Source organism: Allobosea sp., assembly GCF_030694325.1.
Taxonomy (GTDB): Bacteria; Pseudomonadota; Alphaproteobacteria; order Rhizobiales; family Beijerinckiaceae; genus Allobosea.
Genome location: NZ_JAUXYO010000273.1, coordinates 1 through 12134, shown reverse-complemented (window position 1 = coordinate 12134; position 12134 = coordinate 1). Strand labels below are relative to the sequence as shown.

The 12134-nt window shown below is 62.4% G+C and carries 14 protein-coding genes; 7 read left to right on the top strand and 7 right to left on the bottom strand.

Features of this window, described 5'->3' with window-relative positions:
• Nucleotides 1–149: 149 nt before the first annotated feature.
• The 4 genes from Q8M82_RS17710 to dusA are packed head-to-tail and all read right to left on the bottom strand — an operon-like array spanning nt 150 to nt 2433.
• Complete coding sequence (locus Q8M82_RS17710; protein ID WP_305692636.1) at nt 150–590, bottom strand: SRPBCC family protein; 441 nt, start codon at nt 588–590, stop codon at nt 150–152.
• A 22-nt stretch (nt 591–612) separates the two neighbouring features.
• The gene (locus Q8M82_RS17705) at nt 613–966 is read right to left on the bottom strand and encodes an ArsR/SmtB family transcription factor (RefSeq protein WP_305692635.1); all 354 of its coding nucleotides are present in this window, start codon (nt 964–966) and stop codon (nt 613–615) included.
• A 50-nt stretch (nt 967–1016) separates the two neighbouring features.
• Complete coding sequence (locus Q8M82_RS17700; RefSeq protein WP_305692634.1) at nt 1017–1469, bottom strand: PaaI family thioesterase; 453 nt, start codon at nt 1467–1469, stop codon at nt 1017–1019.
• A gap of 10 nt (nt 1470–1479) precedes the next feature.
• Nucleotides 1480–2433 carry a tRNA dihydrouridine(20/20a) synthase DusA gene (gene dusA / locus Q8M82_RS17695; protein ID WP_305692633.1) on the bottom strand — a complete coding sequence of 318 codons (954 nt, stop codon included), beginning with the start codon at nt 2431–2433 and terminating at the stop codon, nt 1480–1482.
• Between the two features lie 184 nt (nt 2434–2617).
• Between dusA and Q8M82_RS17690 the strand changes: the two genes are divergently transcribed.
• From Q8M82_RS17690 to Q8M82_RS17680, 3 genes are all read left to right on the top strand, one after another.
• A complete protein-coding gene (locus Q8M82_RS17690) occupies nt 2618–3709 on the top strand; it encodes a tyrosine-type recombinase/integrase (protein WP_305692637.1) in 1092 nt (363 codons plus the stop codon).
• A 106-nt stretch (nt 3710–3815) separates the two neighbouring features.
• Complete coding sequence (locus Q8M82_RS17685) at nt 3816–4040, top strand: helix-turn-helix transcriptional regulator (RefSeq protein ID WP_305692632.1); 225 nt, start codon at nt 3816–3818, stop codon at nt 4038–4040.
• Nucleotides 4041–4706: 666 nt separating this feature from the next.
• Entirely contained in the window at nt 4707–6098 is a 1392-nt protein-coding gene (locus tag Q8M82_RS17680) for a hypothetical protein (protein ID WP_305692631.1), read from the top strand.
• 299 nt (nt 6099–6397) lie between these two features.
• Here Q8M82_RS17680 and Q8M82_RS17675 read toward each other — a convergent pair whose 3' ends face one another.
• Entirely contained in the window at nt 6398–7207 is an 810-nt protein-coding gene (locus Q8M82_RS17675) for a hypothetical protein (RefSeq protein ID WP_305692630.1), read from the bottom strand.
• A 546-nt stretch (nt 7208–7753) separates the two neighbouring features.
• Here Q8M82_RS17675 and Q8M82_RS17670 point away from each other — a divergent pair.
• The 4 genes from Q8M82_RS17670 (at nt 7754) to Q8M82_RS17655 (ending at nt 11453) form a co-directional block, all read left to right on the top strand.
• A complete protein-coding gene (locus Q8M82_RS17670) occupies nt 7754–8191 on the top strand; it encodes a hypothetical protein (protein WP_305692629.1) in 438 nt (145 codons plus the stop codon).
• A gap of 63 nt (nt 8192–8254) precedes the next feature.
• A complete protein-coding gene (locus Q8M82_RS17665; RefSeq protein WP_305692628.1) occupies nt 8255–8644 on the top strand; it encodes a hypothetical protein in 390 nt (129 codons plus the stop codon).
• A gap of 978 nt (nt 8645–9622) precedes the next feature.
• The gene (locus tag Q8M82_RS17660) at nt 9623–10174 is read left to right on the top strand and encodes a response regulator (protein WP_305692627.1); all 552 of its coding nucleotides are present in this window, start codon (nt 9623–9625) and stop codon (nt 10172–10174) included.
• 64 nt (nt 10175–10238) lie between these two features.
• A complete protein-coding gene (locus Q8M82_RS17655) occupies nt 10239–11453 on the top strand; it encodes a pilus assembly protein TadG-related protein (RefSeq protein ID WP_305692626.1) in 1215 nt (404 codons plus the stop codon).
• 34 nt (nt 11454–11487) lie between these two features.
• Here the strand turns inward: Q8M82_RS17655 and Q8M82_RS17650 are convergent, their stop codons facing one another.
• Together Q8M82_RS17650 and Q8M82_RS17645 are read right to left on the bottom strand one after the other, a co-directional pair.
• Entirely contained in the window at nt 11488–11790 is a 303-nt protein-coding gene (locus Q8M82_RS17650; RefSeq protein ID WP_371126400.1) for a DUF982 domain-containing protein, read from the bottom strand.
• Nucleotides 11791–11874: 84 nt separating this feature from the next.
• Nucleotides 11875–12134 (bottom strand): TCP-1/cpn60 chaperonin family protein (locus Q8M82_RS17645; RefSeq protein ID WP_305692624.1); only part of this gene is annotated, 260 nt, incomplete at its 5' end.

Genomic DNA, 12134 nt, shown 5'->3' with positions numbered 1-12134 from the left:
CTACGAAAGGCTCTGCCAACACGGCAAAAAACCGATCGTCGCCATCACCGCAGTCATGCGAAAACTCATCGTCATCGCAAACGCAAAAATCCGTGACCTCCGTCTGTCAACACGCGAAGCGCAAGTGAGTTGATGACGGGGTCTGGCCGTCAGGCGAAGAGCGCCTCCAGCTTGGCGAGCGAACCGGTCCAGCCATGGGTGTGGCCCTTGACCGCCTGCTCGTCGAAGAGCTGCTCGTGCAGCAGGGTCAGGATCGTGCCCGCGCCGTCCGGCTTAAAAGTGACGATCACCCGCGAGACGCGCTCGGGCGTGGTGATCCAGGACCAGGAGAAGACCAGCTTCTCGTTCGCGACGACCTCGTAATAGGTGCCGGAGACCTCATGGCGCTCGCCAGTGTCCTCCAGCATCACCGCGCGAAAACCGCCCCCGACGCGGGCATCGACCGAGACCTCCTGCGTCACGACGTTTTCCGGCCCGAACCACTGCATCAGCAGCTTCGGATCGGTCCAGGCCTCGAAGACCTCGGCCGGTGTGGCGTTGAGCCGGCGCTTGATCGTCAGGCTCGGCGTGGTCGGCGCATCCGCGTCCATGAACGATCCTTTCCGCCTGCGCTCAATCGGCGTCGGCGGGGCTTTTGCGGCGCGCCTCCAGCATCGCCTCCAGCGCATCGAGGCGCTGCGTCCAGAACCTCTGATAGCGTGCGAGCCAGCCCATCGCCTCCTCCATCGGGTCGGCATTGAGGCGGCAGGAGACGGTGCGGCCCGTCTTCGTCCGCGTGATCAGCCCCGCATCCGACAACACGTCGAGATGCTTCATCACCGCCGGCAGCGACATCGTGAAAGGCCGCGCCAGTTCGCTGACGGAAACGGCCTCCTCGCCTTCGAGCCGCGCGAGCATCGCCCGGCGGGTCGGGTCCGACAGAGCCGCGAAGGTCCGATCCAGCTGCGAGGATTCCAACTTAACCATTACGTTAAGTTACCTTGGGGCGGCCGACGTCGTCAAGTTGCGCAGGCGCGTCAATCCGACACGCCCTCGCGGCCGCCGATGGCCATGCAGGTCGCGGTCAGCATGGCGCAGAGCTTCTCCGCGCCGTCGCGGACCGCGAAGACCTCGGCGAGAGCTAGCGTCAGCGTCCGTCCCGCCTTGACCACCTTGCCCCGCGCGATCAGCTTCTCGCCCGCCGCAGGAGCGAGAAGGTTGATCTTGAACTCGGCTGTCAGCACGCCCATTCCTTCCGGCATCCGCGTCAGCGCCGCATAGCCGCAGGCGGAATCGGCGATGGCCGCGACCGCACCGGCATGGACGAAGCCGTGCTGCTGCGAGACGAGAGGCCCGACCGGCAGTTCGATCTCGACCTCGCCCGGCGCCACCCGCAGGAGGCGCGCGCCCAGCGTCGTCATGAAGCCCTGCTTGTCGAAGCTCTCGACGACGCGGCGGCCGATCTCGGTGTCGGAAAGAGCCTCGGCCATCGTCAGTTCCTCAGGCAGCGCGCACGGCGTCGTGCCGCGAGACATGGGCGACCGCGGCGCGCAGATCGGCGAGGCCCGCACCGGCCGCGACGCAATGCTCGGCCAGATGGCGGCGGAACTGGCGCGCGCCGGGCCTGCCGGGAAACAGCCCGACGAGATGGCGTGTGAAGGCGTGCAGCCGCCCGCCGGCCTCGAGATAACGGGCGAGATGCGGTTCCAGCGCCTCCAGCATGGCAAAGGCGTCCGCCACCGGCGCCTCCTCGTCGAAGAGCAACGGATCGACGCGCAGCAGGATCTCCGGGTTCTGATAGGCCTCGCGCCCGATCATGACGCCATCGAGATGCGCGAGATGGCCCGCCCATTCCTCCGGGGCGCGGATGCCGCCATTGATCGCGACCGGCAGAGAAGGATGAGCCGCCTTCAGCCGGTAGGCGCGGTCGCAATCGAGCGGCGGAATCTCGCGGTTCTCCTTAGGCGACAGGCCCTGCAGCCAGGCCTTGCGGGCATGGACGATCAACGCGTCGACGCCCGCCGCCGTCACGGCTAGCGTCAGCGCGTCGAGGGCCGCCTCCGGGTCCTGGTCATCGACGCCGATGCGGCATTTCACCGTGACGGGGATCGCGACCACCGCCTTCATCGCCGCGACGCAGTCTCCGACCAGCGCGGGTTCGCGCATCAGACACGCCCCGAAAGCGCCGCCCTGGACACGGTCGGAGGGGCAGCCGCAGTTCAGGTTGATCTCGTCATAGCCGAAATCGGCGCCGATCCGGGCGGCCTGCGCCAGCAGAGCGGGATCGTTGCCACCCAATTGCAGCGCGACAGGATGCTCGACCGCGTCGAAGCCGATCAACCGCTGGCGGTCGCCGCGGATCACGGCCTGCGCCGTCACCATCTCGGTATAGAGCCGCGCCCGTCGCGACATCAGGCGGTGGATGACGCGGCAATGCCGGTCGGTCCAGTCCATCATCGGCGCGACGGAAAATCGCCAAGGTGCTGATTCTACTTTATTTTCGTTCATTATCAATCGTTTAGCTGAGCTTTGCCGTTGTCACTGCGTGTCAGAAGGCGTCAGGTTTTGTCGTACCATTGCAGCCGCTTTCATCATCCCGTACAACATTGTCGTACTCGCGCGACAGGATGTTGTACCGATGGGAACGATTGTAGCGCGAAAGCGCAAGGACGGCTCCGTCGGATATACGGCGTCCATCGTCCGCAAAAAAGGCGGGGCCTTCCTTTGGCGAGAGGCTAAGACGTTCGACAAGCAGGCTGAGGCCAAGGCGTGGCTTCGATTCCGTGAGGCGGAACTCGATAAGGCGGGCGCGATCGAGCGGCTTCGGGAGCCGACAGCGACACTCGCGGATGCCATCGACCGCTATACGCAGGAATCGTCGAAAGTGATCGGCAAAACCAAGACACAGGTGTTGCGGTCGATCAAAACATTCCCCATCGCCGATATGGACTGCTCTGAGATCAGAAGCGATCACATTGTGGCATTCGGGCGCGACCTTTTGGCTGGAGGCCGGCTGCCGCAGACCGTAGGCAACTACATTTCGCACCTGTCCGCCATCTTCAAGGTTGCGCGGCCCGCCTGGGGAATGAAGCTCGACGAGAGGGCCATAGAGGACGCTCACGTCGTGATGCGAAAGTTCGGCACAACAGCTAAGAGTAGCCGCCGGGAAAGACGCCCTACCCTCTCAGAACTCGATACGTTGATGAAGCACTTTGGGGACGTTCGGAGGCGCCGACCGGCCACCAATCCAATGCAGCATGTGATTGCATTTGCAATATACTCAACTCGCAGGCTCGACGAAATCACCCGCATCACATGGGCCGACCTCGACGAAGAACGCAGCCGCGTGCTGGTTCGCGACATGAAACACCCCGGTCAGAAGGCCGGCAACGACGTGTGGTGCGAGCTACCCGCCGAGGCTCTTCAGATCGCGAAGGCGATGCCGCGAACCAATGAGCAGATTTTCCCGTTCTCGACTGACGCAGTCGGAATGGCTTTCACCCGAGCATGCCAGCTTCTGGAAATTGAAGACCTCCATTTCCACGACCTACGGCATGAAGGCGTTTCCCGCCTGTTCGAAATGGGCAGGACAATCCCTCAAGCGGCTTCTGTATCAGGGCATCGCTCATGGCAGTCGCTGCAGCGCTATTCGCACATGAGACAGGGCGGCGACAAATTCGAGGGATGGCCTTGGCTGGCGATTGTGAGCCGCCCTGACAGCGCCTGCTAATCGTTGACAAGGCACGTTAGGAATCGCTACTGTTTTGTTTGAGCCAAAACGCTTCGCGTATTTATATTTCCTCCGTCAATCATAGCCGTTCGTCAAAGGGTGTCAAATGGAAAATTTCGATACGAAGTTGGCGGCCCGCTACATCGGCAAGTCGGCAAGCTGGCTCAACAAGACCCGCCTGTCTGGCACCGGGCCAACCTATTTGAAAATTGGGGGCGGCGTCCGCTATCTGCGCCCCGATCTGGACGATTGGCTAGCCAGCAAACGCAGGACGGCGGTGTACGACTTCGCGAACGACAACGCCGCCGCCCAATCGGCTCGAGCCGCCTAACCCTCCCCGGCGCGGCCACCTCATCCGCGTAACCCACGCTCCTCGCGCCGCGCCGGGCTGCCTAGCCTACCACGCACCCTCCACCACCGACGCCAGCCCTGGCGCCGGCTCGCGCCCTCATGGGCATCCACGACCTGCCAGGCGCCGCGCAAAAAAATGCGCGGCTCGGGTTGCCGCCCGGCCGCGCAGGTATCTCAAACAATGAAAGTTCTTCTAGATGCATTCCGCAGAAATGTCAAGCATTTATTCAAGCGCTGACGATGATTACGCGCGCCAATGTGCGCTCCGCGAGAAATATATATCGAGGCATCGAGCCTCGTGGTTGGCCCGGAAAGCAATGCGCAAAGCTTTCGACGAGAAGCTCGGAGTTCCAAATGCAGTGGCCGCTCTGAACTGGCTCGGCTTTACAATTGAAAGGGGCTCCGATGCGGATACATTCATTGTGTCCTGACTTCGATCAAGGCCACGGGTCAAACAAAACGCTCGCTCGATTCAGCGTCGATCTTGGACCCCTGTCGCTGCACAACCTCGTTTTGAAGCAAAAGCCGGACGGCACCTATCGGACTGTCCCGATGAACTTGCGCGGCCAAGCCGTTGCCAGTCTGAACCCCGACCTTGCGCGCAGCATCACCGCCGCCGCCTTAGTTGAATGGAGGGCGAGCGCCCATGTCCAATCCCGCAATTGAATTCGACCTGTCGGACCTGATCGCTTCCCGTGCCGCAGACGCCATCGTTGCCGCGCGCGCCGCGAGGGCCGCCAACGATAACGAGGAAGGCCAACGGCCTGACGTCGAATGCCGCTCCGACTCCAAGCTGGCGGACCTCACGCGGCCGGGCGGCTTCGTGGAGGAACTGATCGACTGGATCGTCGCCAGCGCCGAGCATCCTTCGCGCGAGCTTGCGCTGTCCGCGGTCCTGCCGTTCATCGGCGCCCTGATCGGGCGACGGTTCTCGGGCTATCGCGATGCGCGCAGCAACCTCTACGCAATCGCCCTAGCGCCGTCCGGCTTCGGCAAAGATCACGCGCGGCAACAGATCAAGCGCCTGACGCAGTCTGCGGGCCTACACGCCTTCGCAGGCCCGGCCCGCATCATGTCCGCCTCGGCACTTCGTAACGCCCTGAACGACAAGCCGTCGATGAACTGCCAGATCGACGAGGTCGGCGGCCTCCTGCGCGAAATCCTCGATCCACGGGCCGGAGCGCATCAGGCCGCACTCAAAGGCGACCTACTTGAGTTTTTTACATCGGCCAGCACGTTTTTTGACGGCGCAGCCTATGCCCAGGCGCGGGCCGTGCAGATACACGCGCCAAACCTGTCGATTTACGGCACGTCGACGCCTGACGATTTTTGGAATGCCGTTTCGACCCTGTCGACGCGCGACGGGTTCATCGCCCGGCTTCTGCTTTTTAGCATTGCCGAGACGAAGTCAGCCGCCGTTATCCCGGCGCTCGACGTCAAGGACGTCACCCCGCGCATCAGGGACGCCGCCCGAGCCCTCGCGATGGCAGGGCGAGCCGGACCGACCGACATCCCGGCGTCGGACACTGGAAGCATCCCCCGTGAAGCCCGTGATGTCGGCATGAGCGAAGGCGCCGAGCGGCGGCGCCGTGACTTTAAGGCCGACATCGAGTCTCGACTGCCCAAGGCCGACGGCGCCGACAAGACCATCCTCGGCCGCGCCGTTGAGCATGCCGTCAAGCTGGCCCTGATCGTGGCCGTCGCGACAAATCCTGCTGACCCCGAAATCACGGAGCAGAACATGGCTTGGGCGGTTCAATTATCTTGGCTGTCATGCTGCGCCCTGATGCGCGAAGCCCGCTTGAACGTCTCAGACGGTACGCGCGAGGCCGCATTCAACAAAGCTCTGCGGACCATAGGAGACGCGGGCGATGCCGGGATCACTGCCGGCCGGCTCACCGACAAGCTCCGCAGCCTGGACAAGAGGCAACGAACGGAAATCCTCGACGATCTCGTTGAAACAAGGCGGGTCGAAAGGGTACGGGATGATGCAGGCAAGCGCGGCGGCCCCTCGACCTGGCGCTATTTCCTCGCCTGAACGGCCGAGAGGTTGTTCGTAACCGGTCCCGCGGATAACCGGTTGTTCGTTACGAACAACCTCCCAAACGCCGAGGTTGTTCGTAACGAACAACCTAGTTGTTCGGAGGCTCGATTCCGAACAACCTAGAGGCAAAAAGCCTATATAAATCAATCATATATTATATACATACATAGGTTGTTCGGTAGTTCGTAACGAGTTCAAAACCCCCTGTACCCCCCCCCGCTTTTTCGGGGTAGGGTCAGGGGGGTTATCAAGGTGGCTACGAACAACCGAACAACCTCGGATTAGGCAGCAACTCACCAAAGGCCAATCCACTTTGTGGCCGCCGCGAGAAGGGCCGAAAGCAAGCCGGGGAGCGCATAAGCCGCCATCTCGCCGGCTTTTTTGCCAAATGACTTGGCGAATTCGTCCGCCGCCATGTCGCCCTTTGCAGCCAACCACGCCCCCGTGACGTGGGAGGCAGACTTGATCAGCCCGACCGCACGCAAGATCAAGGGGCGGATGCTGAATGCTGGACGAACCGGCTGGCTCTTGAGCAACGCCAGAGCCTCGCCAATTGCCTCTCGATCAATCGGAGGTAGTGAAAAATCTCCGATAGGCCCTGGTGGCCGGTTATGACCCATCCCTCCATGATGAGCGTCGATGGTTGTCAGCGTCTGCTCGACCGCCATGATGCGAGCCAGCATCTCGGCGTGTGCGTCTCCTGCCGTAGGCGGTTTGCCAAATCCCTCATCGAAACCAGAGCTAAAGCCTGAACTGTCCTCGGGGTATCGAATGCGGCGATCGGCAGGAACCCAGTATATCGACGTTTTATCTAACTCTTTAGCAAGTTGGTCCCTCACCGCCGGTGAGAGTTGCGTTTCGAAGGCGCGGTCAATGATGTTGTACGACGTATATGGTCCACCCCACATGTGCTTGTAGTCGACGTTCTCAGTTATGAACTGGGTAGTCGCTGCCGGTGCCTGAAAATTCGCAAGAACCCACTCGCCGATCATCTGCGCAGCATACGGAGGAGGAGTATTGCGAAGCGATGGCACGGGCGAAACCGCGTCAACAAGCAGTGGCGCCCCGTGTAGAATATCGATGGGGATCAGGTCGGTATTCATCGCCCAGCATTTCCAGATTCAGAGACTGAGAATAGCAGCCGCGACCCGGCCGGCGCCAGTCCGGCACCAATGATGCGAATTTCCAAGGGGAACTCGAACGCCGGGTCAAAACCGCGACGAAGCCATGACCTTGCGCGGCTGGGCTACGCGACCCTGTGGGCGGTAGCCGCGCATCATCAATTGCCCTAGTCGATGCAGTTCTGCTTCTGACATCTCGCACATCATAACCACCGCACAGGGGCGCACTGGCGCCCTTCGCCGTAGATGGCGACGGTCCCCGCCTGGCCGCCAGCCGTGCCCACCCACGGCCCGCGCTGACCGGGCGCGACCCCATCGGCGCGCAGGGCGACCCTACCCCCCCCATCACGGGGCCCGTTCCAGCGCAGCGCCGGACAGCGGACGCAAGACCCCGAGAAACGTCTAGGTGCAGACTCCAAAAGTGGGGTTACACCGTAACCCTCAGAGCCCAAAATGCCGTCCCAAGCCGCCTACGCCCGCCACCGCGGCGTCTCTCGCAACCGAATTTCCGTATGGAAATCGCGAGGTTTGATCGTTTTCGACGCCGAAGGTGGCGTGAATTTCGACGAATCTGACAAAACTATCGCGGGGCACGGCGGGCGCCTGTCCTCGCTGCCGGGCGCCTGCAATACGGCCGAAACCGTCACCCTTCGCGCACCCTATGCGGACACGGTGCCCGCGGCCGGTGTCGATGACCTGCCATCGAAGCTCGAGTCTGAGCGGATCAGGTTGAACTTCGAAGCGCTGCTTTTGAAGCTGAGATTCGAGCGCGAAAGTGCCCAGGTCGCGGAGATAGAAGACGTCGCGGCGACGGTCCTGGCGGAACTGGCAAGCGTCCGCGAACGACTGGCGACGATCGGCCCGAAGGTTGCGCCGCGGCTGGCCCGCATGTCGTCGGCCGAACTAATCAAGTCGGCGATCGACGCGGAAGTTGTCGCTGCGCTGGAAGATTTGACGGCCGGCTAGTGGGGCGGTCGCCATTATGCGACTGTCGTCAAAGTTGCACCGACGCCAATATATGGGGAGATCATGACGACGCTGCGGGAAGTCGCTCGGGAGATTGCGGACGCGGGCCGAGAGATTGGCGGCAACCTGTCGTCGCTGATCCTCGACACTGATATCCGGCCGGCGCTCGTCGTGGTCGGCTACGCACTTTTATCGCTCGCGACGCTCGGTCTCGTTTACGCAGGAGTCATGGGGTTTGCGAGGACTATCGCCGATTTCCGCGCCAACGGCCCGGCGTTCAAGGATTTGGTGGCTGACTTCGTTGCGCTGTTGATCGTAGCCGGCGGCATCCTCGGGGCGATCATGATCGGCGCGACGGCTGGCGGTTACGCCGCCCTAGCTGTCGTCGGCGCAACCGGGCTGGCCCTCTTTATCTTGGCCAGGCGGGGACGGCGGCTCGATTCGCCGAAATAGGTTAGTCGACCGCAATCGCGCAGCGAGCGCGCCGACAAGCGTTATGCGCCCCGTTCTGTGGATAGCGGGCAGATAGGCGCCTAATTCGTGCGTTCCTCATTTGTTCCCTTCGCTTTCAAGCGCGAGTCACCCTACCGTTATCGAGCATCGCGGCTTCGGAAGCGGCCGAGCGTCGGATCAGGACGCCCGGCCATCGCCTCTAGGGCAGTTCCGCATGTTGGCAGGGGCAACCCTGAGAGCGGTAGAAGGCGAACGAAGCGCCTCCCGCACTCACATTGCGCGAAAGGTCTGCCGCCAGCAAGGCCGGGCAGCCTGTGAATAAAATGGATAACCGCGCCGCAGCACCCGCATTCATGCCGAACATTTGCCGGCCCTGGCAGACGGTAAGCTAGACCCCCGGCACGTCGACCAAGACTGGCGCGGCGGCGTATCCGCGTTTCCGGCATTGTCCGCAGATGACGCGGACGTCGAAACACTAGAGGAAGCCGCTGCCCGCATCGTTATTGACGAGGCGCTGGCCGAGCCACGCTCCTCACTAGCGAACCCGCGGTCAGCGCCACTACCTGCCGTTCGACGTTGGCCAGGAAGCGGACCCTCGCATCGCGGGCGAGCTAGCCACCCGCTTGCCGGCCCTCAGCGCAAATTCGTAATTGGCTTCTGGAAGACCGGTCGCATCCGAGGTCCATCTTCCTGCGTAGTCTACGGATGACTGCGCCAAAACGCTTGAAGCCGCGGCCGCGCTCGGGGCCGGCGAAAATACCGGGAAATGTCGTCGAGGACCTGGAGACTCAGCGGCGGCTTCGAAGGGACCTGAAGCTCACCGACGTGGACATTGCCGGCATCGATCTGGGCTTAGCTATTGAGGCTGGGCTGCTCTCCGAGCCGAAGAACCGTAAGCAATGAGCTTCGGAACGCGGGGTTAGGCGGTTGAGGATCGACAGATGCAGACGGGGGCCATCCAGCAACGATAGCTAGTGCATGCTTAGCCAATCCCAAAGAAGATCGGCGTTTTCACGCTCAAGCGGCAACAGTTTATTTCCATCTGCTCGCCATGGTTGCGCATCGGGCACCAGGAAAGTGCATTGGGAGCGTGTCATGGCGACCGTCGGGAACAGCATCCCGTTCAGCTATGTGCCAGGGAATCGGTTTGCGATCCTGACGGTCGATGACGACCCGATCCAGCGGGAGTTCTGCACCGTCTATTTGTCGACGCCCAAGGTCAAGGTGACGACGGCCGCATCGGCCGAGGAGGGCCTCGATCGTCTGGCCGACGCCCTTTTCGACGTGGCGCTGATCGATGTCGACATGCCCGGCATGGACGGCATCGAGATGGTGCGCCGGATCCGTGCCGATCGCCGCTTCGAAGCGTTGCCGCTGATGGTGATCACTGGGCGCGAAGACATGGTCTCGATCGACGAGGCTTATGCCGCCGGCGCGACCTCCTTCATGTGCAAGCCGGTTAATTGGCGGCTGCTGGGCCACCAGATCCGCTTTATGGTCCGGGCACACCGCGCGCTTGAGGCGGCTTGAGATGACAGGCCGGTCAACCCGCCGGGCCTGGGGGCGTTTTAGCGGCGACGAGCGCGGCGGCGTCATGATCATCGCCGCGGTCGCGCTGCCCGCGCTTGTCATCGGCGCGGGGGTGATGATCGATTACGGCTTGGCCACGCGGGACCGGGTTGTCATGCAGGCGGCGGCCGATGCGACGGCGATCGCGGCGGCGCGAGAGTTGTCGAATGGCCATCTCACGGATAAGCGCCTCACCGAGGTCGTCAACGGCTTCGCGAACCGCCAGCTCGAAGCGCATAAACTCGAGGTCGGCAATGTCATCACGGCGCGGATCACCAACAGCAACCGCTCGGTCGAGGTGAACATCGTCCGACCGATGCGAAACTCCTTTCCCGGGCTACTGCCGACGATGTCAGCGGGGATCGGCGTCAACGCGACCGCAACCGTCGTAGGCAACCAGAAGATCTGCGTGGTGGCGCTGGACAGCGCCAGCAGCGAAGCGATCTACATGAAGTCGAACTCCTGGTTGACGGCCCAGGACTGCAATATCTATTCGAACTCGAAGAGCCCGACAGGGGTCAAATCGGACAGCGGCATCCGCGTGACCGCCAAGCTGATGTGCTCCGCCGGGGGCTATTCGGGATCGGGCGAGTTCATAGCGCGAAAGCTGATGGATTGTCCGCCCGTGGACGATCCCCTGATCGGAAGGCCCGCGCCGCCGGCGGAAGCGTGCACGGCCCAGAAGCTCAGCGTGATCGACAAAGGTTCGGCGAACGCGCGGCATGTGCTAACGCCCGGGACCTATTGCGGCGGCTTGTTCATCGGTGGCAATTCCTTCGTCAAATTTGAAGCGGGGACCTACATCATCAAGGATGGCCCACTCGTGGTCGATTCAAATGCCGATATCCGCGGTGAACATGTGGGCTTCTACCTTCAGGGCGAGAAGACCACCTTCCAGTTCCTCAGCAACGCCAAGGTCGTGCTCGACGCGCCGAAGGACGGACCGTTGGCGGGGTTGTTGTTTTTCGAAGACCGGACCGTCACCATCGGTCGCGAGCACATGATCAAGAGCAACTACGTCTCAAACCTGACGGGGACGATGTATCTTTCCCGCGGTACACTCGTCGTCGATGCGACCAACGAGGTCGCGCAGCAATCAGCTTTCACCCTGATCGTAGTCAAGAAGCTCTATCTGTCCGCCAATCCGAAGCTGGTCGTGAAATCCGACTACCGATCGAGCGCTGTCCCTGTGCCAAAAGGCCTTGGCCCGCTCGGCGGCGACCCGGTGTTGTCGCAATGATCACGCTCCGCGCGCAGTTATACGCGTCGGCCAGTTACTCGCCTGCGTGGGGATCGCTCGCGTGCCGCTTCCTGAAGGCCACGATGGATTTCATGTCGGGAGCCAGCAGATCGTGCTTTTCTGCGAGCGCGATGAACAACCCGCGGGCCGTCTCAATCTCGATCTCGCCAGCAAGTGCTGCTCGGCATGCTTTCAACGCGAAAGCATGAGCTGCGTCCCGTTTAAATCCGGGCCAGTCGATGAGAAAATGATAGGCCTCCGCGATAGAAGCAACGGTACGTGGCACACCTAAGCCGGTCAGGATCATAACAGGCCGCGCAAACGTCCCAGCATTCATAGCTTTCCCTTTCCAGCGCATGTGTCCAAATGTGTCGGGACGGACAAGGGGCACCGCGGTGAGCGCGGCGCCCCCAATCATGGCTTAGTAGTCCATCCCGCCCGCAGGGATGGCGGGCGCCGCCTCCTTCTTCGGCAGCTCCGCGACCATCGCCTCGGTGGTGATCAGCAGGCCCGCGACGGAGGCCGCGTCCTGGATGGCGGTTCGCACAACCTTGGTCGGGTCGATGATGCCGGCCTTGACCATGTCGCGGTATTCGCCGGTCTGCGCGTCGTAGCCCCAGGCATAGTCCTGGGACTCGAGCAGCTTGCCGACCACGACGGCGCCGTCGTCGCCAGCATTCT

Bases quoted from the DNA above. Each gene is read 5' to 3' on its own strand.
- Q8M82_RS17650 (WP_371126400.1), bottom strand. From the start codon at position 11,790: ATGAATGCTGGGACGTTTGCGCGGCCTGTTATGATCCTGACCGGCTTA.
- Q8M82_RS17685 (WP_305692632.1), top strand. From the start codon at position 3,816: ATGGAAAATTTCGATACGAAGTTGGCGGCCCGCTACATCGGCAAGTCG.
- Q8M82_RS17690 (WP_305692637.1), top strand. From the start codon at position 2,618: ATGGGAACGATTGTAGCGCGAAAGCGCAAGGACGGCTCCGTCGGATAT.
- Q8M82_RS17660 (WP_305692627.1), top strand. From the start codon at position 9,623: ATGCTTAGCCAATCCCAAAGAAGATCGGCGTTTTCACGCTCAAGCGGC.
- Q8M82_RS17700 (WP_305692634.1), bottom strand. From the start codon at position 1,469: ATGGCCGAGGCTCTTTCCGACACCGAGATCGGCCGCCGCGTCGTCGAG.
- Q8M82_RS17680 (WP_305692631.1), top strand. From the start codon at position 4,707: ATGTCCAATCCCGCAATTGAATTCGACCTGTCGGACCTGATCGCTTCC.
- Q8M82_RS17655 (WP_305692626.1), top strand. From the start codon at position 10,239: ATGATCATCGCCGCGGTCGCGCTGCCCGCGCTTGTCATCGGCGCGGGG.
- Q8M82_RS17675 (WP_305692630.1), bottom strand. From the start codon at position 7,207: ATGAATACCGACCTGATCCCCATCGATATTCTACACGGGGCGCCACTG.
- Q8M82_RS17705 (WP_305692635.1), bottom strand. From the start codon at position 966: ATGGTTAAGTTGGAATCCTCGCAGCTGGATCGGACCTTCGCGGCTCTG.
- Q8M82_RS17710 (WP_305692636.1), bottom strand. From the start codon at position 590: ATGGACGCGGATGCGCCGACCACGCCGAGCCTGACGATCAAGCGCCGG.
- dusA (WP_305692633.1), bottom strand. From the start codon at position 2,433: ATGGACTGGACCGACCGGCATTGCCGCGTCATCCACCGCCTGATGTCG.
- Q8M82_RS17665 (WP_305692628.1), top strand. From the start codon at position 8,255: ATGACGACGCTGCGGGAAGTCGCTCGGGAGATTGCGGACGCGGGCCGA.